The 21,159-nt window shown below is 52.9% G+C and carries 18 protein-coding genes, 1 other RNA gene and 1 pseudogene; all 20 read left to right on the top strand.

The annotated features are described in order from the left end of the window. The 20 genes and pseudogenes from AWJ19_RS30930 (at window position 1) to rnpB (ending at window position 20,808) form a co-directional block, all read left to right on the top strand. Window positions 1–612, top strand: coding sequence for a hypothetical protein (locus tag AWJ19_RS30930; protein ID WP_068729311.1), 612 nt, complete (start codon window positions 1–3; stop codon window positions 610–612). 225 nt (window positions 613–837) lie between these two features. Next, window positions 838–1,131 (top strand): sporulation protein YqfC, encoded by a 294-nt coding sequence (gene yqfC, locus AWJ19_RS30925; protein ID WP_068729309.1) that lies wholly within the window; start codon window positions 838–840, stop codon window positions 1,129–1,131. Beyond that, window positions 1,128–2,309, top strand: coding sequence for a sporulation protein YqfD (gene yqfD, locus AWJ19_RS30920; protein ID WP_068729308.1), 1,182 nt, complete (start codon window positions 1,128–1,130; stop codon window positions 2,307–2,309). Before yqfC ends, yqfD begins: the two co-directional genes overlap by 4 nt. Before the next feature lie 15 nt (window positions 2,310–2,324). Continuing rightward, a complete protein-coding gene (locus AWJ19_RS30915) occupies window positions 2,325–3,296 on the top strand; it encodes a PhoH family protein (RefSeq protein WP_068729306.1) in 972 nt (323 codons plus the stop codon). A 17-nt stretch (window positions 3,297–3,313) separates the two neighbouring features. Further along, window positions 3,314–5,575, top strand: coding sequence for an HDIG domain-containing metalloprotein (locus tag AWJ19_RS30910; protein WP_068729304.1), 2,262 nt, complete (start codon window positions 3,314–3,316; stop codon window positions 5,573–5,575). After that, window positions 5,572–6,069: an rRNA maturation RNase YbeY gene (gene ybeY / locus AWJ19_RS30905; RefSeq protein ID WP_068729302.1), complete on the top strand. Its 498-nt coding sequence runs from the start codon at window positions 5,572–5,574 to the stop codon at window positions 6,067–6,069. The genes AWJ19_RS30910 and ybeY overlap by 4 nt, the downstream gene beginning before the upstream one ends. Further along, complete coding sequence (locus AWJ19_RS30900) at window positions 6,069–6,464, top strand: diacylglycerol kinase family protein (protein ID WP_068729300.1); 396 nt, start codon at window positions 6,069–6,071, stop codon at window positions 6,462–6,464. Before ybeY ends, AWJ19_RS30900 begins: the two co-directional genes overlap by 1 nt. A gap of 454 nt (window positions 6,465–6,918) precedes the next feature. Continuing rightward, on the top strand, window positions 6,919–7,338 hold the full coding sequence (locus tag AWJ19_RS30895; RefSeq protein WP_068729298.1) for a cytidine deaminase: 420 nt from the start codon (window positions 6,919–6,921) through the stop codon (window positions 7,336–7,338). A 1,093-nt stretch (window positions 7,339–8,431) separates the two neighbouring features. Then, window positions 8,432–9,324, top strand: a pseudogene (gene era / locus AWJ19_RS30890) (GTPase Era). A 107-nt stretch (window positions 9,325–9,431) separates the two neighbouring features. Next, a complete protein-coding gene (locus tag AWJ19_RS34470; RefSeq protein ID WP_082708224.1) occupies window positions 9,432–9,575 on the top strand; it encodes a YqzL family protein in 144 nt (47 codons plus the stop codon). A 36-nt stretch (window positions 9,576–9,611) separates the two neighbouring features. Next, window positions 9,612–10,367: a DNA repair protein RecO gene (recO, locus tag AWJ19_RS30885; protein ID WP_068729296.1), complete on the top strand. Its 756-nt coding sequence runs from the start codon at window positions 9,612–9,614 to the stop codon at window positions 10,365–10,367. Window positions 10,368–10,828: 461 nt separating this feature from the next. After that, window positions 10,829–11,716 carry a glycine--tRNA ligase subunit alpha gene (glyQ, locus tag AWJ19_RS30880; protein WP_068729294.1) on the top strand — a complete coding sequence of 296 codons (888 nt, stop codon included), beginning with the start codon at window positions 10,829–10,831 and terminating at the stop codon, window positions 11,714–11,716. Beyond that, window positions 11,709–13,790: a glycine--tRNA ligase subunit beta gene (glyS, locus tag AWJ19_RS30875; protein ID WP_068729292.1), complete on the top strand. Its 2,082-nt coding sequence runs from the start codon at window positions 11,709–11,711 to the stop codon at window positions 13,788–13,790. The genes glyQ and glyS overlap by 8 nt, the downstream gene beginning before the upstream one ends. A gap of 250 nt (window positions 13,791–14,040) precedes the next feature. Next, window positions 14,041–14,520 (top strand): DUF188 domain-containing protein, encoded by a 480-nt coding sequence (locus tag AWJ19_RS30870; RefSeq protein WP_068729290.1) that lies wholly within the window; start codon window positions 14,041–14,043, stop codon window positions 14,518–14,520. A gap of 40 nt (window positions 14,521–14,560) precedes the next feature. Beyond that, entirely contained in the window at window positions 14,561–16,381 is a 1,821-nt protein-coding gene (gene dnaG, locus AWJ19_RS30865) for a DNA primase (RefSeq protein WP_068729288.1), read from the top strand. Window positions 16,382–16,421: 40 nt separating this feature from the next. Next, on the top strand, window positions 16,422–17,555 hold the full coding sequence (gene rpoD, locus AWJ19_RS30860) for an RNA polymerase sigma factor RpoD (protein ID WP_068729286.1): 1,134 nt from the start codon (window positions 16,422–16,424) through the stop codon (window positions 17,553–17,555). Between the two features lie 93 nt (window positions 17,556–17,648). Further along, complete coding sequence (locus tag AWJ19_RS30855) at window positions 17,649–18,473, top strand: hypothetical protein (protein WP_128083736.1); 825 nt, start codon at window positions 17,649–17,651, stop codon at window positions 18,471–18,473. After that, window positions 18,470–19,246, top strand: a complete 777-nt coding sequence (locus AWJ19_RS30850; protein ID WP_068729282.1) for a class I SAM-dependent methyltransferase — start codon at window positions 18,470–18,472, stop codon at window positions 19,244–19,246. Before AWJ19_RS30855 ends, AWJ19_RS30850 begins: the two co-directional genes overlap by 4 nt. Continuing rightward, window positions 19,222–20,337 carry a Nif3-like dinuclear metal center hexameric protein gene (locus AWJ19_RS30845; protein WP_068729280.1) on the top strand — a complete coding sequence of 372 codons (1,116 nt, stop codon included), beginning with the start codon at window positions 19,222–19,224 and terminating at the stop codon, window positions 20,335–20,337. Before AWJ19_RS30850 ends, AWJ19_RS30845 begins: the two co-directional genes overlap by 25 nt. Window positions 20,338–20,399: 62 nt before the next feature. Continuing rightward, an RNA gene (gene rnpB, locus AWJ19_RS30840) (RNase P RNA component class A) lies at window positions 20,400–20,808 on the top strand. Window positions 20,809–21,159 lie beyond the last annotated feature (351 nt).

Here is a 21,159-nt window from a genome sequence, read left to right as displayed (position 1 = left end):
ATGGGCAGTCTGATTTATATTGCCGTGATTATTCTGATTGCAATCTTTACCAATGTGAATAAAGCGGCCAAGAATAAGAAAAAGCCTAACGCCCGCGGCGGGATGCCGACCTTTGGCGGGGGCGGGGATAACCCGCTGCGCAGGATTGGACGCCCGGACGCTGACGAAGATAAAGCGCGTTCTGCCGGAACCGGCAGCGGCTTCCCTGCACCCGAAGGCAGCATGTCCACCCGGGACAGCTCATCCTATGAGCGGCATGAGCATGAACTGGCCCCTGCCTGGGAAGAGCCGCCTCAGATCCCGACTCCTGACTATGAGACGGGTGAAGGGATGTCTTACGAGCAGCCTGCGGAACAGGAAGACAGTGTGCAGGCCCGCACGGAACGGATGCAGCGTGAGCTGGAGCGCCTGCAGGCCGCATATGACGGTATGGCAGCCTATGGCCTGGAGAAGGCTGCAGACGGGCCTGCAGCGGCCCGTGTGCAGGGTTCTGCTTCCGCCTCTCTCCCCGGCGGAGCTGCGGACAGCCGTCAGGCGCTGCGGAACGGGATTATCTGGGCGGAAATTCTCGGTCCGCCGCGTTCACGGCGTCCGCACTCAACAAGGAGATAGCGGCCGTACTGCAGCTGCCGTGTTGAGACGATCAGAACTGGATTACAGATTTTGCAAGGCAAGCCTTTGGAACCTTCTTGAAGGGTCCGGAGGCTTTTTGCGTTTTCAGCAGGCCCTGCGGAAGAACCGCAACCGCATTTCTTTGACCCTGTGTGAGTATTTCTCATAAAAGCCTGCGGCGCCGCATAAGGTGTAAAGAAGGCAGGAAGGGGGAGAAGTCTACATATGACCCGTATCGGCCGCAGGCTGCGGGGATGGACAAACGGGGTACTGGATCTTCCGCAGGATGTGCTGCAGGAGCTGCCCCGGATCACCCTGATCGGCAATAAGGAACTGTATATCGAGAACCACCGCGGTGTGCTGCATTTTTCGTCCGGCCAGCTTACCATCGCGTTAGCCAAGGGTTCGCTTGAAATCTCCGGGCAGGAGCTAATGATCCGCAATATCCTCGGCCAGGAGCTGGCTGTTGAAGGCATTATCGGGGAAATCAGATACAAGGGAAGCGAGGAGAAACCATGAAAGAGCCGCCTCTGTCAGCACTGCGGGGGTTCGTTACACTGCATGTGACGGGACCTGCGGTGGAAAAGTTTATCAACGCCGTAACCGAAGCCGGCATCGTCATCTGGGAGGTGAAGCCTGCAGGAAACGGCGCTTCCCTGAACCTGCTGCTGGATGACTTCTTCAGCCTCCGGCCGCTTTTAAAAAAGACAGGCTGCCGCGTGCACGTCACTGCGAGAAGCGGCCTTCCTTTCCGGATGGCCAGGCTGTGGAGACGCAAGCTTTTTACGGGAGGCATCCTGCTGTTCGGGGTAATGCTTCTGCTGTTCTGCTCCATGGTCTGGACAGTCCGGATTGAAGGCAACCAGCGTATTGCCTCCGATGATCTGCTGGCTGCCGCCCGCCAGGAGGGGATTTATCCGTTTCAGTGGATCTGGCGCATGGACGAGCCGGACAAGCTCTCCAAAAGGCTGACCTCCCGCGTGCCGGGGCTTTCCTGGGTGGGGGTGGAGCGGACAGGGACGAGCATTACAATCCAGGTTGTCGAGGCAGACCAGCCGGAAAAGAAGCCCCTCCTGAGCCAGCGCCATCTGGTCAGCAGAACGGATGCGGTTGTTACCGGTATTTATGCTGAGCAGGGCCGGCCGGTGGTGGGCATCAATTCCCGGGTTAAAAAAGGACAGATCCTCATATCAGGGGCACTGGGTGATGAGGAAAATATAGAATATGTAGTAGCCAAGGGGGAAGTAAAGGGACTTGTCTGGCATGAATACAATATCGAGGTTCCGCTGAAGACGACAAGCAGTTCCTATACCGGGGAACGAAAAGACCGGACCTATCTTGTAATCGGAGACTGGGCAGTACAGCTGTGGGGATACGGTAAATCCGGATTCAGCAAATCGCGTACACTCACGGAAAATAATATGCTCTCCTGGCGCTCCCTTCAGCTGCCGCTGGGCGTCATGACGGAGAAGGAGCTGGAGATCAGTTATGCGTCTTCGGTGAAGACGGCGGAAGAGGCGAGGGAGGAAGGGATTGCCCGCGCAAAAAGCGATATTTTGGCCCGTTACGGCACGGACAGCACCATTAAAAGTCAAAAAATTTTGCATGAGAAGAAAGACAATGGTAAAGTTTATATGAAAGTGCTGTTTGAGGTGGAAGAGAGAATCGCGGAAGAACTTCCGATAGTAAACAACTGAGGAGAATGAGGCTACTTGTCAGAACAGACTGCAAGCATTCGTATATCTTTGCAAAATGCGGGAGAAGCGCAATCCCTGTTCGGCCCGCAGGATGGATTTCTGAAAATCGTTGAAAGTGAAATTCCGGCAGTGATTGACTCGCGTGAAGCAGAAATTACAATACGCGGGGCAGAGCGTGAGGTGGACATGCTGGAGCAGCTGTTCAATGTGCTGCTGTCCCTGATCCGCAGCGGTTACATTCTCAGCGAGCGCGATGTCCAGTATGCAGTGGAGCTGGCCAAGGAGTTCCGCTCTGATCAGCTGCTGGACCTGTTCAAAGGCGAAATTACGACTACGTTCCGCGGTAAGCCGATCCGCGTCAAAACCATCGGCCAGAAGCATTATGTGACCACGATTAAGAAACGCGACATCGTCTTCGGCATCGGGCCTGCGGGAACGGGGAAAACCTACCTCGCTGTTGTGCTCGCCGTCGCTGCCCTCAAGGAGGGCTCCGTGAAGCGGATCGTGCTTACCCGGCCTGCTGTTGAAGCTGGTGAAAGCCTGGGCTTTCTGCCGGGCGATCTGCAGGAGAAGGTTGATCCGTACCTGCGTCCGCTCTACGATGCCCTATACGACGTTATGGGGCCGGACCAGGTTGCCAAGGCGCTGGAGCGGGGACTGATTGAGATTGCACCGCTTGCCTATATGCGCGGACGTACGCTGGATGATTCTTTTATTATCCTGGATGAAGCCCAGAATACGACTCCGGAGCAGATGAAGATGTTTCTGACCCGGCTTGGCTTCGGCTCCAAGATGGTCATCACCGGTGACGTTACACAGATTGACCTGCCGCGCGGCAAAAAATCGGGATTGATCGAAGCTAAGGCGATTTTATCCGGTATTGAGGAAATCGGGTTTGTATATTTTGCAGAACAGGATGTAGTAAGACATTCTCTGGTGCAGAAAATTATCGTAGCCTATGACCGCTCTGCCGAAAACCTCGACTAACAAAGGGGACTGTCCTCATGGCTTCAAAGCAACCATCGAAACTAAGCGGATTCGTATACAGCAATACCGGATGGAAGTATAGCGCGGCAACGCGCTATGCTCTTTTCCTGTTCCTGGGGCTGGTCTTCTACTTCAGCCTCTCATCCGACCTGCTGCCGAAACGCTATGACATCAAAGTGAATACGACGAGCGCCAAGGAGATTACGGCCCCCAAGCAGATTCTTGACAACAAGGCGAAGCTGAAGGCCCAGGAAGCTGCGGCGGAGGCTGTACAGAACAAATATGCAATTATACCGATCAGGGCGGACAGTCTCATTACCCTGCTGCTCGACCGGATTGACAGCCTGAATCAGGATGATCTAATCTCGCAAAGCGATAAAATCGGCATTTACAAGGATGTTATCCCGCAGCGGGCCAATGATTTTGTACAGAGCTTTATCAATTCCAGCCGCAGCGCCGGTACATATTCAGATACGCTCCTGGAGGAGATCCAGTCCGGCATTGCTGAACAGGCCTACACTATTCCGGAAGAGACCTATATCAAAATTCCGCGGCTCACCTCCCAGGATATTATCGAAATGAAGCAGGTTGCCCGGGAAATTGTCATCAAGCTGATGAATGACCAGATTGTTGACGCCCAGACCGCCCGTGCGAAGGTGGCGGAGCAGGTCAGCGTCAGCTCCCTCAGCCAGCGGACAGCCCGTGAGGTGACTCAGGAGCTGGTCCGGCTGGTTATAATGCCTAATAAATTTTTTGACGAGGAAGCTACCAAGGAAGCGAAGGTTGAAGCCCGCGAGAATACGCCGGATGTGTTCATTGAGCAGGGCGATGTGCTTGTTGCCAAGGGTGATGTCATCACGCCTGAGCTGTACACGCTCCTGGATGAGAACGGGCTGCTCAGCAACGAGGTTAACTACTGGCCGCAATTCGGCCTGCTGCTGCTGTCGGTAATGCTCTCGGCAGGGCTGATGGTGTTCATCCGTTATTCCGGAGGCACAGGCGGATCAGGGTTCAAGTACAATAATTCGCAGCTTCTGATGCTGGTGCTCGTCTTTATCATCACTATTATCACGATGAGGCTGGCTGCCTTCCTGCAGACCGATGTCCGCTATTATGTCGGATTCCTGGCTCCGGTCGCGATTGGGGCGATGCTGATTGCCATGCTGCTGGATATGACTCTGGCGTACTTTTGCTCGATCCTGTTCAGTGTACTCGCCAGCATTATTCTGAACGTGCAGCAGAACACGGTATTTGATTTTACCTTCGGCTTCTTTGCGCTCGTGGTATCGTATGTAGCGATCTTTGCCACCCACCGCGCAGGCCAGCGTTCCACGCTCCTCAAAGGCGGGATTATGGTCTCCTTATTCGGTACAGTGACCGTCTTTATGCTGAAGCTCCTTGGAGGCGGAGTCTGGAATGATACACAGACCTTATATTCGGTCGGGTTTGCTTTTGCCGGCGGTCTGCTGACAGCGGTGCTTGTCATCGGGCTGATGCCGTTCTTCGAAGCTACCTTCGGTATCCTGTCGGCGCTGAAGCTGGTTGAGCTGTCCAACCCGAATCATCCGCTGCTGCGCAAGCTGCTGACGGAGACGCCGGGAACCTATCATCACAGCGTAATGGTCGGCAATCTGTCGGAAGCGGCGGCAGAGGCGATTGGTGCAGACGGGCTGCTCTGCCGGGTAGGCTCCTACTATCACGACATCGGCAAGACGAAGCGGCCATTTTATTTCATTGAGAACCAGAACAATATGGAGAATCCGCATGATTCGATTGAGCCGGCACTCAGCAAGTCCATCATTGTAGCGCACGCCCGGGACGGGGTGGAGATGCAGAAGGAGTACAAGCTGCCCAAGCCGATCCGCGACATTGCCGAGCAGCATCACGGCACGACGTTCCTCCATTATTTTTATCATAAGGCGCTGAAGATAGCGGAGGAAAAGGGCGTTACGCCTGATTTTACAGAAGAGGATTTCCGTTATCCGGGGCCCAAAGCGCAGTCCAAGGAAGCGGCCGTGGTCGGGATCGCCGACAGTGTGGAAGCAGCGGTCCGCTCACTCCGCAAGCCAACTGTAGTTCAGGTAGAGACGATGATTGAAAAAATTATTAAGAGCAGGCTGGATGACCACCAGTTTGATGAATGTGACTTGACGATCAAGGAGCTGGACATCATTGCCCGGACGCTCAAAGAGACGGTCATGGGGATTTTTCACTCGCGGATCGAATATCCTGAAGAAGTGAAGAAACCGAAGAAAGAGGAAGGAGCGGCTACAACATGAGTCTAGCCATCAATTGGAATAACGAGCAGGAAGAATATGAAATTACGGACGCGCTGATCACGCTCCTGGACAGTATTCTGCAAAAAGCGGGTGCCGCTGAAGGGCTTGACAAGGGTGAGGTAGACCTTACCTTTGTTGATAACGACCGCATTCACGAGCTGAACCGCGAATACCGGGGTATCGACCGTCCGACGGATGTGCTGTCCTTTGCCATGAACGAGGCCGGGGAAGATGAGCCGGAGATTATATATGCGTCTGAAGAGGCTGAAGAATACGGGGAGGTTCCGAACTCGCTGGGGGATATTATTATCTCTGTTACCCGCGCTAAGGAGCAGGCGGAAGAATACGGCCATTCCCTGGAGCGGGAGCTTGGCTTCCTGTTCGTTCACGGCTTCCTGCATTTGCTGGGCTACGACCATCAGGATGCGGAATCTGAGGCTGAAATGATGTCCAAGCAGGAGCAGGTATTGGCACAGGTAGGGCTGACCCGCTAATGGTCAAGAATACGGCGGTGGGCCACAAAAAATTCTGGCATTCATTCCGGTTTGCTGCGCAGGGCATCGCCGCTGCGTTCAAATCTGAGCTGAATATGAAGGTGCACAGCGTGCTGGCTGTGGCGGTGCTTGCCGCTGCGGCGTTTTTCAGACTGCCGCCTTCAAGCTGGATGCTGCTGCTGCTGGCAATAACGCTTGTACTGAGTACAGAACTGCTGAACACAGCGATTGAAGCGACGATTGATCTGGTGTCGCCGGATATTCATCCCCTGGCCAAGACTGCCAAAGATACCGCCGCAGGAGCTGTGCTGCTTACGGCGGTTTTTGCCGTTATTGTGGGAATCTACGTTTTTTATCACCCGGTAATGGACTGGATCACCGGGTTTATGTCATAATCAGTTTACAAATTCAGCAGAACGGGGAAGGCGGACCGGCATTTGTGCCCTCCGCCATCTTCTATTAAGCGGCTTTACAGCATTCATGCAGGATTGCCGGAATCTAATGGTGTGTAAACTGGCAATTATCGTTGCTCACGAATGGAGTAAATGCTGTACAGCAAGTTTGCTGAAGTGAAAAGATGTAGAATCGGCTGAGAACTCAGCAATGCTTACGCGGAGTTTTGTACGTGGTCAACTCATGGAGTATATGCGGAACGCTTGCGAAGATAGCTTTGGACGATTCATCCAGCTAGTATACGTTGAACAAACTTGGGTACATGCTTACGAAGTAAGTTTGCCGAAGTAAAGCCGTGAAGAAGATGCTAAACAAACTAAGTGAATGCTTACGAAGATAGTTTTGTGCGAAGTCACTCAGGTAGCATATGCTGACAAAACTTTTAGGAGGGCCACTATGGAATCTGCTCAACTTCTTCAGGAAGCGATCAAGGCCAGAGCCAATGCCTATATACCGTATTCCCGTTTCGGCGTCGGTGCTGCGCTGCTGGATCAGGACGGCCATGTCCACCGCGGCTGCAATATCGAAAATGCTGCTTACGGCCCGACAAACTGCGGTGAACGTACCGCCTTGTTCCGCGCTATTGCCGACGGGCATAAACCTGGAACCTTTAAGGCGATTGCCGTTGTTGCAGACACAGACGGTCCAGTATCTCCTTGCGGCGTCTGCCGTCAGGTAATGGTCGAGCTGTGCGGACCTGATATGAAGGTAATCCTCGGCAACCTGAAGGGCGACATCGTCGAAACCACCGTACGTGATCTGCTGCCCGGCGCGTTTACGACGGCTGATCTGGAGCAGGGGCAGGCACCGGAGTAGACTGGTCTGTTGTTGGTTGGCCGGTTATTGGCAGGGCCTGGTTTGCTGTGTTGAGGTTGTAGCCTGAACGGTTGTTGTCTGTACGATCTCGTTTGTCCATTTGCTGCTGGCAGATCTGCTGATATTTTGCTTAGTTGCGTTTTGTACAACTAAACTTGGCTATAGTTGCCGACAACTGAGAATAGCTGCACTTTGTACACTTAAACCTGGCTATATTTGCCCGCAGCTGAAAATAACTGCAGTTTGTGCAACAATTTTGGGGTTTTTGTGCCCAAAACGCTCAAATAGCCAAAAATAACTGCACAAAATACAGCTAAATCAGGAAAACAGCCGGTTCAGGCTGAAATAATTGTACAAAATACAACTAAAGCCTCCGTTGGCGTGGACCCAGCGCTATAACCTCAAGCCTAAGAAAAAGAGCGTATAAGCGACTGCGTTAGTTAACTATTATGTCGTATCTTCGAGCCGCTGGGGCTCCCTGTAGGTAGGGATGAGTGGTCTGAAAGACTGGTTAGTTAACTAACATCCCGAGCGCCGCCGTCCAGCGTGTTCTGCAGGAAGAGCGATCACACTCCGTGCACCATCTGTTCGCTCCCTGCGCCGAGTGCCGCTCACACGCCTAAACGCCCAAACTACAGATTTCCAGAGCGCCAGCCCCCTTGGGAGGTCGTGAGTTGAGGTGGAAGGATTAAGATTTGTTAGTTAACTAACATCCGAACACCGCCGTCCAGCGTGTTCCCGCAGGGAACGAAAGCGCTCATTGCACTAACTGTCCGCTACAAGCGCACAGTTACTCACGCGCCACCCCGAGCGCCGCCGTCCAGCGTGTTCCCGCAGGGAACGAAAGCGCTCATTAGATCAAAAGTCTGCTCGAAGCACCGTCAACCACTCACACGCCCATTTCCGGGTGTCCAGAGGGCCGGGGCCCTTGGGGTCCCCCCTTGGCTAAGGGGGATTTAGGGGGATTGAAAAAGTCTTTGATCTAAAGTCTTTACCTAAAGTTTTTGAGTTTTTGATTAAGGTTTTAAGCTCAAATAGCTTTAAAATAAAAACACATTTTAAATTAATTTTTCACCACCGAAGGGAAGATCATATGAAATTCAAATCAGGGTTTGTCGCCATTATCGGCAGACCGAATGTTGGCAAATCGACGCTCATGAACCAGGTGATCGGCCAGAAAATCGCCATCATGTCGGACAAGCCGCAGACGACGCGCAACAAAATCCACGGGGTGTATACGGCGAACAATTCGCAGATCGTGTTCCTGGACACGCCGGGTATTCATAAAAGACAGTCCAAGCTGGGCGACTACATGAACATGACTGCGCTAAGCACACTTCATGAGGTGGAAGCGGTGCTGTTCCTGGTAGATGCTTCGGAAGGGATGGGCGGGGGTGACCGTTTCATCGCGGAACAGCTGAAAGAGGTCAAGACTCCGGTAATTCTGGTCATGAACAAGATCGACAAAATCGAGCCGAAGCGCTGCTTCCGCTGATTACGGAATACAACAAGCTGCACACGTTTGCCGAGATTGTTCCGATTTCCGCCAAGCTGGGCAGCAACGTCAATACGCTGCTGGAGCAGATATCCAAATACCTGCCGGAAGGGCCGCAGTATTATCCGGAGGATCAGGTAACGGACCATCCTGAGCAGTTCGTCTGTGCCGAGCTGATCCGCGAGAAAATTCTGCACATGACGCGCGAAGAGGTTCCGCATTCCATTGCGGTAGGCATTGAGGATATGCGTGTTGAATCTAACGGCGTGGTGCATATCAGTGCGGTTATTTTTGTTGAGCGCGATTCGCAAAAGGGGATTATAATCGGCAAGCAGGGGGCCATGCTGAAGGAAGTCGGCAGACGGGCCCGCACCGATATCGAGAACCTGCTGGGATCGAAGATTTTCCTGGAGCTATGGGTAAAAGTGAAAAAAGACTGGCGCAACCAGGACCGCGTTCTGCGCGATCTGGGCTTCCACAAGGACGTTTAAAGCCTGGCTCCGCTGCTTTCTGGCAGGAATTGCAAGGATAAACCTCCGCTCAGCGCACATCCTATTTCTGAAGAGACATCGTGTTTCCGAAGAAAGGATGAATACGAATGCGAGACTTTTCGTGGAAGTATTTTGCAATGACTGGAGATGTCGATGCATATCTGCTGTACAGGCAAGCCGGAGATCCGCTGGAATCAGGCGGACCGCTGTCTGCGGAGGAAGTGCAGGTTCTTGATGAAGAAGCTGAGTAAAGACTGGTTGCTTGCCGGATGGTTGGGGGAAGAGGCATGCTACACAGGGTGGAAGGGATCGTCATCCGCAGTATGGATTACGGCGAAGGGAACGCCATCATTACGATTTGCACCGAGAACGCCGGTAAAGTAGGAGTTCTCGTCCGCGGCGCGAAAAAGGTCAAGAGCCGTCATGCTGCGCTGATCCAGCTGTTTACAACCGGGGAATTTGTATTTTTCCGTAACAACGGGGGACTGGGAACTCTGAATGCGGGTGAGATCATACAGTCCCGTCACGCGTTACGGACAGACTTGATTAAAGCGGCGTATGCTTCATATGCCTGCGAGCTGCTTGACCGTGTATTGCATGATGAGGAGACCGGCAGCTTCTGGTTCCGCCAGCTGTCGGCATGTCTCAGTGCACTGGAGGAAGACAAGGAACCCGGCATCATTATTAATGTGTTTGAGATGAAAATACTGCAGGCTGCAGGGTACGGGCCGGAGCTTGACCAGTGTATCGCCTGCGGACTGGAGAAGCCTGCTGAAGAGCTGCGGATCAGCCCGCGGCTCGGCGGTGTGTTATGCCGAAGCTGCAGGCACAACGATCCCCCGGCGATGGAAATCTCTCCGCGTGCCCTGAAGCTCCTGCGGCTGTTTGCGGCCCTGGATCTGACACGCCTCGGCAATGTCGATGTCAAGGAAGCTACCCGCGGCGAGCTGAAAAAGATTATGCGCGCCTTCATGGATGCCCAGCTCGGGCTGAAATTGAAGTCACAGGGCTTTCTGGACCAGCTTGATAAATACGATATTTGACGAATCCCGAAATTTCCGTTACTATGGGAACAGTTTCTTTTTAATTTTACAGCCGTGTATTACTCTGAAGTCTCAGAGACGTGCAGTGATCGGGAAAGTAATGGACAAGATGCCGCTTAAGCGAGCCGGGGAGAGTGGAAGCCCGGCAGCGCATGGTTCATGAACAGGGCACCCGGGAGTGCGGAAACGGCAGAATGAAAAGTGGATTTCGTCAATTCGTGTTGCAGCGGTGCAGATAGCAGCAGCCGGCAATGCAAGGCGTAATCAAGTAGGGTGGAACCGCGGGAGTATATGTCAAGCTCTCGTCCCTATGTCTGGATATCAGGCATGGGGGCGGGAGCTTTTTGCATGCAGGCGCTTGTAACGCCTGCAGCATAGAAGAAAACCGCCTCCATCGCGGCACAGTAAGATGCTTCACGGCAGCGATGCCAATACACTTGTAAAGCGAAGGAGTCGGTAGTATGAACTTTCAGCAGATGATTTTGACGCTGCAGCAGTTCTGGGCAGAGCAGAACTGTATTCTCGTTAACCCGTACGATACGGAAAAAGGGGCCGGAACGATGAACCCGATGACGTTCTTGCGTTCACTGGGACCCGAGCCTTGGAAGGTAGCTTATGTGGAGCCTTCCCGCCGCCCGTCGGACGGCCGCTACGGCGAGAACCCGAACCGTCTGTACCAGCATCACCAGTTCCAGGTTATCATCAAGCCTTCACCGGACAACATCCAGGAGCTGTATCTGGACAGTCTGAAGGCGCTGGGCGTAGACCCGCTTTTGCATGACATCCGCTTTGTAGAAGATAACTGGGAGAATCCGTCGCTGGGCTGCGCGGGCCTTGGCTGGGAAGTATGGCTGGACGGAATGGAAATCACGCAGTTTACTTATTTCCAGCAGGTCGGCGGAATCGAAACCAGTCCGGTAGCGGTAGAAATTACCTACGGTATGGAGCGTCTGGCTTCCTACATCCAGGAGAAGGAAAATGTGTTCGATCTGGAGTGGGTGGACGGCGTGACTTACGGTGACGTTTTCCATCAGCCTGAGGTTGAGCATTCCACGTATACCTTTGAAGTGTCTGATGTGCAGATGCTGTTCAACCTGTTTAACACCTACGAACAGGAAGCACGCAGAGCCATGGAGAACCATCTGGTATTCCCGGCCTATGATTATGTGCTGAAATGCTCGCATACCTTCAACCTTTTGGATGCGCGCGGAGCGATCAGTGTGACGGAACGGACCGGCTTTATTACAAGAGTGCGTAATCTGGCCCGTACCGTGGCTGCGACCTATATGGAGGAACGCGAGAAGCTGGGCTTCCCGCTGCTGAAGAAAGAAGGTGCTGAGCATGTCTAAAGATATTTTGTTCGAGATCGGACTTGAGGAAATTCCGGCCCGCTTTATCCGGGCGGCGATGGAGCAGCTGCAGGACAGAACAGCCAAATGGCTGGAAGCTTCACGTATTGAACACAGCGGAGTAACGGCTTATGCGACACCGCGCAGACTGGCTGTACTGGTAAAAGAAGCTGCAGAGAAGCAGTCCGATGTCAGTGAAGAGGTAAAGGGCCCTTCCCGCAAAATCGCACTTGATGCTAACGGTGACTGGAGCAAGGCGGCGCTTGGTTTTGCCCGCAGCCAGGGTGTAGATCCTGAGCAGTTCACATTCAAGGAGCTGGCGGGCGTTGAATACATCTATGTGACCAAAAACAGCGACGGCGTTGAGACCTCCTCCCTGCTTGCTGAGGGACTTACCGGAATCGTGAATGCGATGACTTTCCCAAAAAATATGCGCTGGGGCGCCTATGATTTCAAATTTGTCCGTCCGATCCGCTGGCTGGTAGCGTTGTTCGGCACTGAAATTGTGAATCTGGAAATCACCGGTGTCAAAGCAGGCAATGTTAGCCGCGGCCACCGTTTCCTGGGTACGGATGCTGTCATTTCCCAGCCTTCTGATTATGTTGAAGCACTGCGGGCACAGCATGTGCTGGTGGATGTGAAGGAACGCGAGGCGCTGATTCTGGAGCAGATCAACAAGCTGGCTGCTGATAAAGAATGGACGATCGCAATCAAGGAAGACCTGCTGGAAGAGGTACTGTTCCTGGTCGAGACTCCGACTGTGCTGTTCGGTACCTTCGATCCTTCCTTCCTGGACATTCCGCAGGATGTGCTGATTACTTCGATGCGTGAGCATCAGCGTTACTTCCCTGTTCTGGATAGCGCAGGCAAACTGCTGCCGTTCTTCGTAACCGTGCGTAACGGTAATGCAGAATCGCTTGATGTGATTGCCAAAGGGAACGAGAAGGTTCTTCGCGCCCGCCTGTCGGATGCCAAGTTCTTTTACGAAGAAGACCAGAAGCTCCAGATCAGCGATGCACTGGCCAAGCTGGAAACCATTGTTTATCAGGTGGAGCTGGGCAGCGTAGGTGATAAAGTGCGCAGAATCCGGGCCATTGCCGATTCTTTGGCCGCCAAGCTTGGACTGTCTGCAGCTGCAGCGGCTGAAGTAAGCCGTACTGCCGATATCTGCAAGTTCGATCTGGTGACCCAGATGGTGGGTGAATTCCCTGAGCTGCAGGGCACAATGGGTGAGGATTACGCCCGCAAAGCCGGAGAAGCCGAGAATGTGGCAAAAGGGATCTTTGAGCATTACCAGCCGCGATTTGCCGGAGACAGCGTACCTTCGACCGAAGCGGGGCTGGTTGTCAGCCTTGCCGATAAAATCGACACAATTGTCGGAAGCTTTTCCATCGGGATCATCCCGACTGGTTCTCAGGACCCTTACGCGCTGCGCCGTCAGGCGGCAGGTATTGTGCAGATGCTCCTGGAGCATAAGCTGTCCATCACCTTGCAGGAAATTTTCGCAGCGGCCGTGGAAGTACATGAAAATTTACGTAAAGAGAAACATTTTGCCCCTGAACTGCGTAATAACCTGTACGAGTTCTTCGGTCTGCGTGTAAAACGCCTGCTGGCTGATGACAATATCCGCTATGATGTTGTAGAAGCAGCAACTGCTGCCGGTTTTGACGACATCGTTGATGTTGTCGGCAGAAGCCGGGCACTTACCGAAGCTGTAAGTACTCAGGATGATTTTAAAGTTACCGTGGATTCCTTGACCCGTGTCAGCAATCTGGCTGCCAAAGCCGCAGAGGGTACTGTTATCGAGCCTTCCCTGCTTAAGGAAGAAGCCGAAATCAAGCTGTATGAGACATGGCAGAGTATTCATGCGCCATATCAGAAAGCCATTGCTGCCCGCAATGCTGCTGAAGCGCTGCGCATTCTGTCCGGCTTGAAGGATGCCGTTACCGGTTTCTTCGATTCCGTAATGGTTATGGCCGAGGACGAGCAGATCCGCACAAACCGTCTTGCGCTATTGGCAGGGGTGGATGCAGACTCCAGAGTCTTTGCCGATTTCAGCAAGCTGGTGTGGTAATTACCCTGCCGGATACAGGAGCGGCTTGGCGCAAATAGAGCTTTGTTATAGGAAGCACTCACCGGTTTTTGGGCAGCAGCCCTGAAAAAGTTGTGATTTTGTGTGAACTATGGTATAGATCGATGCTTTGGGGTATAAATATACGGAACGGTGCCAATGCGTAAGTTGACATCCGTTCCGTATTTATGCTTTATCGAAAGAAGGATTTCGGTTTGCGTAAAGCGTATATATATTACACAGGAATCTGGTGATGGCCATGGAAAAGCCCCGCGGAAGGAAAATTGTTGTCGACGGGGATGCTTGTCCGGTGAAAAAAGAGATTACGGCTTGTGCCCGTGCCTTTGAAATTCCAGTGCTGATGGTTTCTTCTTACGACCATGTGCTTCAGGCCGATGAAGGGGTTACAGTGGTTCAGGTTGACCGCGGAGCAGACAGTGCCGATCTTTACATCGCCAATCATATTGCTGCCGGGGATATCGTTATCACCCAGGACTACGGCCTGGCTGCGCTGGCGCTTGGCAAACGCTGCAGAGTGCTGTCGAACCGCGGGCAGGAGTATGAGGATTCCAAGATGGATTTTATGCTGGAAGGCAGGCATGCCAGAGCGGTGGAACGCCGGCGCGGGCACTATTCCAAAGGGCCTAAGGCGATCACGGCCGAAGAAAAAATTCTTTTTCAACATAAACTGACAAAACTTTTAACACTTTTGCAGGAGAATGTGCAGCAATAGCGAATTATATTTATTTGTTAAGAGATGAAGGTGGCTAAAAGTGGCAAGCGGACACGGTAATATTCCGGAAGAAGTTATCGAGAGCGTGCTGGCGCGGCATGATATTGTCGAAACTGTCGGCAAAGTTGTCCATCTGACCAAGCAGGGGAAATATTTATGGGGCCTCTGCCCGTTCCACTCGGAGAAATCCCCTTCCTTCACAGTAACCCCCGACCGGGGAGTATTTCATTGCTTTGGCTGCGGTATGGGCGGAAATGCCATCAAATTCAGGATGGAAATCGAAGGACTATCCTTCCCCGAAGCAGTCAGAATAATGGCTGAAGAAAGTGATATTGCAATTCCCGAGGGCAAGGGCGGACCGTTATCTCCCCCTGATCCTGAGCGGGACCGGCTGCTTTCAGCCTATGAATTGTCGGCGAAGTTTTATCATTTTCTGCTGAAGAACACGGAATACGGCACAGCCGCGATGAACTATTTAAGATCCCGGAACTTCAGCGACAAAATGATTGACCAGTTCCAGATCGGTTTTGCCCCGGACCGCTGGGATACACTGCTGCAATTTCTGGAGAAGCGCGGGTTTGATCTTGCCGAAATGGAAAAAGGCGGGCTGCTGTCTGCCAGAGGTGAAGGGAAGGGCTATATTGACCGTTTCCGCGGGCGCATCATCTTTCCGATAGCGAACCGGACGGGCAAGGTGGTAGCTTTTGCCGGAAGAATCCTCGGGGACGGACAGCCGAAATACCTGAATTCTGCGGAGAGCAGAATATTTAACAAAAGCCGGATTCTGTACAATCTGCACCAGTCCAAAGCATCTATCCGCAAAATGCGGCAAATTGTCCTGTTTGAAGGATACGGCGATGTCATTTCGGCCTGGGAAGCAGGGGTGCATAACGGTGTTGCCACTATGGGCACGTCACTGACGGAAAGCCATGTGGCGCTAATGAAAAGTCTGGCGGATGAGATTGTTCTCTCCTATGACGGTGACAAGGCAGGACAAGCTGCAGCGCTGAAAGCAATCCCGATGCTGGAGGAAAGCGGGCTGCGGGTTAAAGTGGCCGTACTGCCGGGCGGAATGGACCCTGATGAATTTATCTCCCGTCACGGCGCGGAGAGCTTCATGGAGCGGATCATCGATTCCGCGGTCTCAGCCATAAAATTTAAGCTTATATATCTGAAAAAAAACCATATACTCCTAGAGGAAGACGGCAAAATTGCCTATGTCAAGGAGGCGCTGCAGATTATCGCCACCCTGCATTCCTCGACCGAGCGGGAAGTATATTTGCGGGAAATATCCTCTGAGCTGGAGCTGTCCTATGACAGCCTGAAGCAGGACTGTAATTTACTCCGGGCGTCTATGCAAAAAAACATGCCCGAAGGGGATAATAACGACAAAAGGTGGAATAATGGTAGGCATAAAAAAGGGCAGGTGCAGACACCCACTTTACTGCCAGCTTATCATGCTGCGGAACGGAGACTGCTGTCTCTAATGATTCAGGACCCGGAAGCAGCCGCTTATGTGGGCGAACGCCTCGGAGAAGAGTTCAACATCGATGATCATGCGGCAATTGCTGCTTATCTATATGCCTATTACGCGCAAGGCAAACCACCCGGCATCAGCCGGTTTCTATCATCGCTTCAGGATGACCGTCTGGAGAAAACCGCTACAGCGATATCCATGATGGACACCCCTCCGGACTGGAACACGCAGGTTCTGGATGACTGTATCCGTGAAGTGAGGAAATACCCTATACAGCGCAAGATGGAGCAGAAGCGTGAAGAGATGATTCAAGCGGAGAAATCCGGCGACTTTTTGCGTGCGGCACAAATAGCAAGTGAGATTATAACCCTAGAGAGACAATGAGGAACTGACAGGATGTACCTAGGGAGGAGGGAGTCGAATTATGGCGAACGATCAGCATACTGAACTGGAAGCAGAATTTACTCTGGATCAGGTTAAGGACCAGCTTATTGAACAAGGTAAAAAAAGATCATCACTGAACTACAAAGATATTATGGAGAAACTGTCGCCGTTTGATCAGGACCCCGAGCAGATGGAGGAGTTCTACGAGCAGCTCAGCGATCACGGAATTGAAGTGGTTAATGATAACGAGGATGAAGGCTCTCCGCTCCGGCAAGGGGATGACAGTGACGGCAACGACAATGATGACTTCAGCTTTGACGATGATTTGTCGCTTCCGCCGGGTATCAAGATCAATGACCCTGTCCGGATGTATCTGAAGGAAATCGGCCGTGTGCCCCTGCTGTCGGCTGATGATGAAGTCGAGCTGGCTATGCGGATCAAAAATGGTGACGAAGAAGCCAAACGCCGCCTGGCTGAAGCTAACCTGCGTCTCGTTGTAAGTATCGCCAAACGTTATGTCGGACGCGGCATGCTGTTCCTGGATCTGATCCAGGAGGGTAATATGGGTCTGATCAAAGCGGTCGAGAAGTTCGACCACAACAAAGGCTTCAAATTCAGTACCTATGCTACATGGTGGATCCGTCAGGCGATCACCCGTGCGATTGCCGACCAGGCCCGTACTATCCGTATTCCGGTGCATATGGTGGAAACGATCAACAAGCTGATCCGTGTATCCCGCCAGCTGCTGCAGGAACTGGGACGCGAGCCGTCGCCGGAGGAAATTGCCGCTGAGATGGAGCTGACTGTCGAGAAGGTCAGAGAAATCATGAAGATTGCCCAGGAGCCGGTATCGCTGGAAACGCCTATCGGGGAAGAGGATGACTCGCATCTGGGCGATTTCATCGAGGATCAGGAGGCTCTGGCCCCTGCGGATGCAGCTGCCTATGAGCTGCTGAAGGAACAGCTGGAGGATGTGCTGGACACGCTCACTGAGCGTGAAGAGAACGTACTCAGACTCCGTTTCGGTCTGGATGACGGACGGACAAGAACACTTGAGGAAGTAGGCAAGGTATTTGGCGTAACCCGTGAGCGGATTCGTCAGATTGAAGCCAAGGCGCTGCGCAAGCTGCGTCATCCGAGCCGCAGCAAACGGCTCAAGGATTTCCTCGAATAGTTGTACTATACCCGGACCTTCTGCTGCACGGCGGCAGGGGGTCCTTTGCGCTTAATACAGCCTAAGCACCAGGGGGAAATGAGGGATCAGACGTTGAATCTGGAAAAACGTGAGACCATTATCAAAGAGATTCAATACTGGAGAAGAAGCAAGCTGCTGCCGGAGCAATACTGTGATTTCCTGACCAATCTCTATAATGACGAGGATAAAATCAAAGACAGCAATCCGGTATCCTTGCAAAATCTGCAGCAGGGAAGCATCAAAATATGGTTGTTTGGTTTTGGAATAATTTCCTTGATTTTCATGATTAGTCTTTATTTTAGCGTTTTTCCCTGGCCTTTGCAAATTGCCACGGCACTCTGTGTACTGGTCGTCTGTTACGGTTATTCTGCTATATACCGGGACCGGAACCAGACGATCAGTCTTCTGCTGGCCGGGGTCGGCAGCGTGCTGACAATGGGTTTTGGCCTGTGGATGATTGTGCTGCATGGTCTTGATCCTGATTTCTGGCGGCCTGTGCTGATTGCCGGCTGCGGGCTGCTCTGGAGTGTGCTCGGATTCACTCTTCGGATCGGGCTGCTCCACTACTGCGGGATTGCCTTTTGGGCACTGCTCTATGCCGGATTCTCGGGGCAGATGCGTCCGGAAGCATCCATGCTGGAGCTGGAGCTGCTCTGGCTTCCGCTCTGTGTGCTTATGGTGTGGTTAAGCTGGCTGCTCTATCACAAGGTCAGCGGCGTGTCAGGGGTCTATCTGGGAGTCGGGGTTTCACTGTGGTTAATGCCGGAGGTTGATGCGCTGTGGCTTAGACAGGGCTTTCCGGACTGGGTTTCGCTTTTATTGATTGTGAAGATAGCGGCGGGGCTGGCTCTGCTGTTTATTTTCCGAAAAAAATGGATAACGTGGGTGGCATCATGAACAAAGTAAAATTATCAGACCGGCTGCAGCTTCTGCTGGAACAGGTGCCGGAGGGAAGCAGGCTTGCCGATATCGGCTCCGATCATGCCCTGCTTCCTGTAGCTGCCGTTGAGAGCGGCAAAGCAGTCTCTGCAATTGCCGGTGAAGTAAACCCGGGCCCGTATGAAGCAGCACGCAAAGGCGTTGCGGAAGCCGGACTGGGCGCCCGAATTGCTGTGCGGCGCGGCGACGGCCTTGAAGTCCTGGAACCGGGCGAAGCGGACTGTATCTCGATCGCCGGCATGGGGGGATCTCTGATCGCCGCTATTCTTGAACGCGGCCGTGTGCTCGGCAAGCTGGAGGGGGTCAAAACCCTGGCGCTGCAGCCGAACGTCGGCGAGGATATTCTGCGCCGCTGGCTGCTGAATAACGGCTGGGTGGTCACCACCGAGCATATTCTCGAAGAAGACGGCAAAACGTATGAAGTGCTCACTGCACTGCCGGAGGGACAATCCTTCGGGCTGACAAATGAGCAGCTGTACCTTGAGCGTGTGCTGCCGGGCGGTGTTGTATTAAATAAGGAGACTCTTCTGCAGATGGGGCCTTGGCTCCTGGAGAAGCCGAATGCGGTGTTCTTTGCCAAGTGGCAGGGGGAGATCGCCAAGCTTGAAGGGATACTGTCTTCACTGTCCCGTTCTGAGCTGGAATCGGCAGAAGAGAAGCGGACTGCAATCCGGGCGCAGATCAAGAAAATTTCGGAGGTGCTGGAATGTTTGCCAAAGGACAGACTGTAATCAGTTACATGGAGCAGCTTGCCCCGAAGCATCTGGCTGAGGAATGGGACAATGTGGGCCTGCAGCTTGGCAGCCTGCAGAAGGATATTACCGGCGTGCTGGTTGCCCTGGATGTGAACGATGAGGTTGTGGACGAAGCGATTGCCAAGGGCTGCAACCTAATCATTGCGCATCATGCGATTATTTTCCGGCCGATCAAAGGAATCCAGACTGACACTCCTATGGGTAAGCTCTACGAAAAGCTGATCAAGAACGATATCGCCGTCTATATCAGCCATACCAATCTTGATGTTGCTGAAGGCGGAATGAATGACTGGATGGCTGAAGCGCTGGGTATCGAAAATGGTGCACCGATCAAGGACATTCACACGGATCAGCTGTCCAAGCTGGTTGTGTTTGTGCCTAAAGATCACCATCAGAAGGTACTGGATGCGATCCTGAACGCAGGTGCGGGCTGGATCGGCAACTACAGTCACTGCAGCTTCAACATTGAGGGCTACGGTACTTTTGTTCCGCGTGAGGGCTCGGATCCTTATATTGGAGAAGCCGGGAAGATGGAGCGCGCCGAAGAAATCCGCATCGAAACGATTGTGCCTTTGTCTGTGCGGAATAAGGTAGTCCAAGCGATGCTGAAAGCTCATCCTTATGAAGAAGTGGCATACGACCTCTATTCCATGGACCTTAAGGGCCGCAGCTTCGGTCTGGGCCGGGTAGGCAAACTCAAGGAGCCTGTAACGCTCGGCGAATTCATCGAAACGGTCAAAAAGGGACTGGACGTGGAGCATGTCCGGGTCGTAGGGGACTTGAACCGGAAGATCCGTAAGGCTGCTGTTATGGGCGGCTCGGGGGCCAAGTATTATAACAGCGCTATTTTTAAAGGGGCAGATGTGCTGGTAACGGGTGACATTGATTACCATACCGCACAGGACGCCTACCTGGCCGGCATTACGCTTATTGACCCGGGCCATAATGCCGAGAAAATTATGAAGGTTAAGGTAGCCGAGTGGATGTCCGGCAAGCTGACCGAGCATAAATACGATACGGCAGTCTATGCTTCGGATATCGGCACAGAGCCGTTCAAATTCATGTAAAATCCCTTTATTTACACTTGTGCTGACTGGTGCAAGTCTGTATAATATACAATGTTGTTCGGGAAGTTTGACAGACAATCGCCGGCGGCTTGTCCGCGGGAGGAAAGTCCGGGCTCCACAAGGCAGGGTGCTGGATAACGTCCAGTCGGCGCGAGCCGAAGGATAGTGCCACAGAAATGGACCGCCGATGGCCGCTTTCGGGCGGCACAGGCAAGGATGGAACCGAGGTGTAAGAGACCCCGAGGAACGCTGGTGACTTCGTTCCTGGTAAACCCCATCTGGAGCAAGACCTAATGAGACACAGCGCTTCCTTTACCGGAAGGGCAGCCTTCGCCTGAGGCGTGTCTAGGTTGGTCGCTGGAGCCGTGCAGTAATGTACGGCCTAGATAGATGATTGTCGCTTATGGTGGGAGGGTAGTTCCCGTATGAACCACGACGAGCACAGAACCCGGCTTACGGCAAACTTTCCTAACTGACAACCTGATGTGACTGATATAGCTCCTTATGAAGCTTATATACGGCAAGATAGCGGCCCTCCTTTGGAGGGCCGCTTTTTTAGTGTTCCGGGGGAAGACAAGCGTATGGGCATAGTGAGGGTAAGGGTGAGGTGGTATGAACAGAATAGGTAAGAGGCGGAAAGAGAGTTAGAGGGAATGAATTGTAACGGGGGGATTACGGTAATTGCGGCAAGTTGCGGGTGGCGGATACTTAGGGGAGGACCTGTAAGTTGGGGGGAAGGCTGATGCTCAGGTGAGGAACGGGTAAGAAACGGGGGCGGCACTCAGGTGAGTGTAATGAAGGGGAAAAATGCCCTTGAATTGG

Origin of the sequence: Paenibacillus sp. DMB5 (assembly GCF_001517085.1) — a bacterium.
Taxonomy (GTDB): domain Bacteria; phylum Bacillota; class Bacilli; order Paenibacillales; family Paenibacillaceae; genus Paenibacillus_AQ.
This window is presented reverse-complemented; position numbering and strand designations above follow the sequence as displayed.

What these genes read in the sequence shown, in the direction of transcription:
- AWJ19_RS30930 (WP_068729311.1), top strand. Translation starts at nt 1, where the DNA reads ATGGGCAGTCTGATTTATATTGCCGTGATTATTCTGATTGCAATCTTT.
- yqfC (WP_068729309.1), top strand. Translation starts at nt 838, where the DNA reads ATGACCCGTATCGGCCGCAGGCTGCGGGGATGGACAAACGGGGTACTG.
- yqfD (WP_068729308.1), top strand. Translation starts at nt 1,128, where the DNA reads ATGAAAGAGCCGCCTCTGTCAGCACTGCGGGGGTTCGTTACACTGCAT.
- AWJ19_RS30910 (WP_068729304.1), top strand. Translation starts at nt 3,314, where the DNA reads ATGGCTTCAAAGCAACCATCGAAACTAAGCGGATTCGTATACAGCAAT.
- ybeY (WP_068729302.1), top strand. Translation starts at nt 5,572, where the DNA reads ATGAGTCTAGCCATCAATTGGAATAACGAGCAGGAAGAATATGAAATT.
- AWJ19_RS30900 (WP_068729300.1), top strand. Translation starts at nt 6,069, where the DNA reads ATGGTCAAGAATACGGCGGTGGGCCACAAAAAATTCTGGCATTCATTC.
- AWJ19_RS30895 (WP_068729298.1), top strand. Translation starts at nt 6,919, where the DNA reads ATGGAATCTGCTCAACTTCTTCAGGAAGCGATCAAGGCCAGAGCCAAT.
- AWJ19_RS34470 (WP_082708224.1), top strand. Translation starts at nt 9,432, where the DNA reads ATGCGAGACTTTTCGTGGAAGTATTTTGCAATGACTGGAGATGTCGAT.
- recO (WP_068729296.1), top strand. Translation starts at nt 9,612, where the DNA reads ATGCTACACAGGGTGGAAGGGATCGTCATCCGCAGTATGGATTACGGC.
- glyQ (WP_068729294.1), top strand. Translation starts at nt 10,829, where the DNA reads ATGAACTTTCAGCAGATGATTTTGACGCTGCAGCAGTTCTGGGCAGAG.
- glyS (WP_068729292.1), top strand. Translation starts at nt 11,709, where the DNA reads ATGTCTAAAGATATTTTGTTCGAGATCGGACTTGAGGAAATTCCGGCC.
- AWJ19_RS30870 (WP_068729290.1), top strand. Translation starts at nt 14,041, where the DNA reads ATGGCCATGGAAAAGCCCCGCGGAAGGAAAATTGTTGTCGACGGGGAT.
- rpoD (WP_068729286.1), top strand. Translation starts at nt 16,422, where the DNA reads ATGGCGAACGATCAGCATACTGAACTGGAAGCAGAATTTACTCTGGAT.
- AWJ19_RS30850 (WP_068729282.1), top strand. Translation starts at nt 18,470, where the DNA reads ATGAACAAAGTAAAATTATCAGACCGGCTGCAGCTTCTGCTGGAACAG.
- AWJ19_RS30845 (WP_068729280.1), top strand. Translation starts at nt 19,222, where the DNA reads ATGTTTGCCAAAGGACAGACTGTAATCAGTTACATGGAGCAGCTTGCC.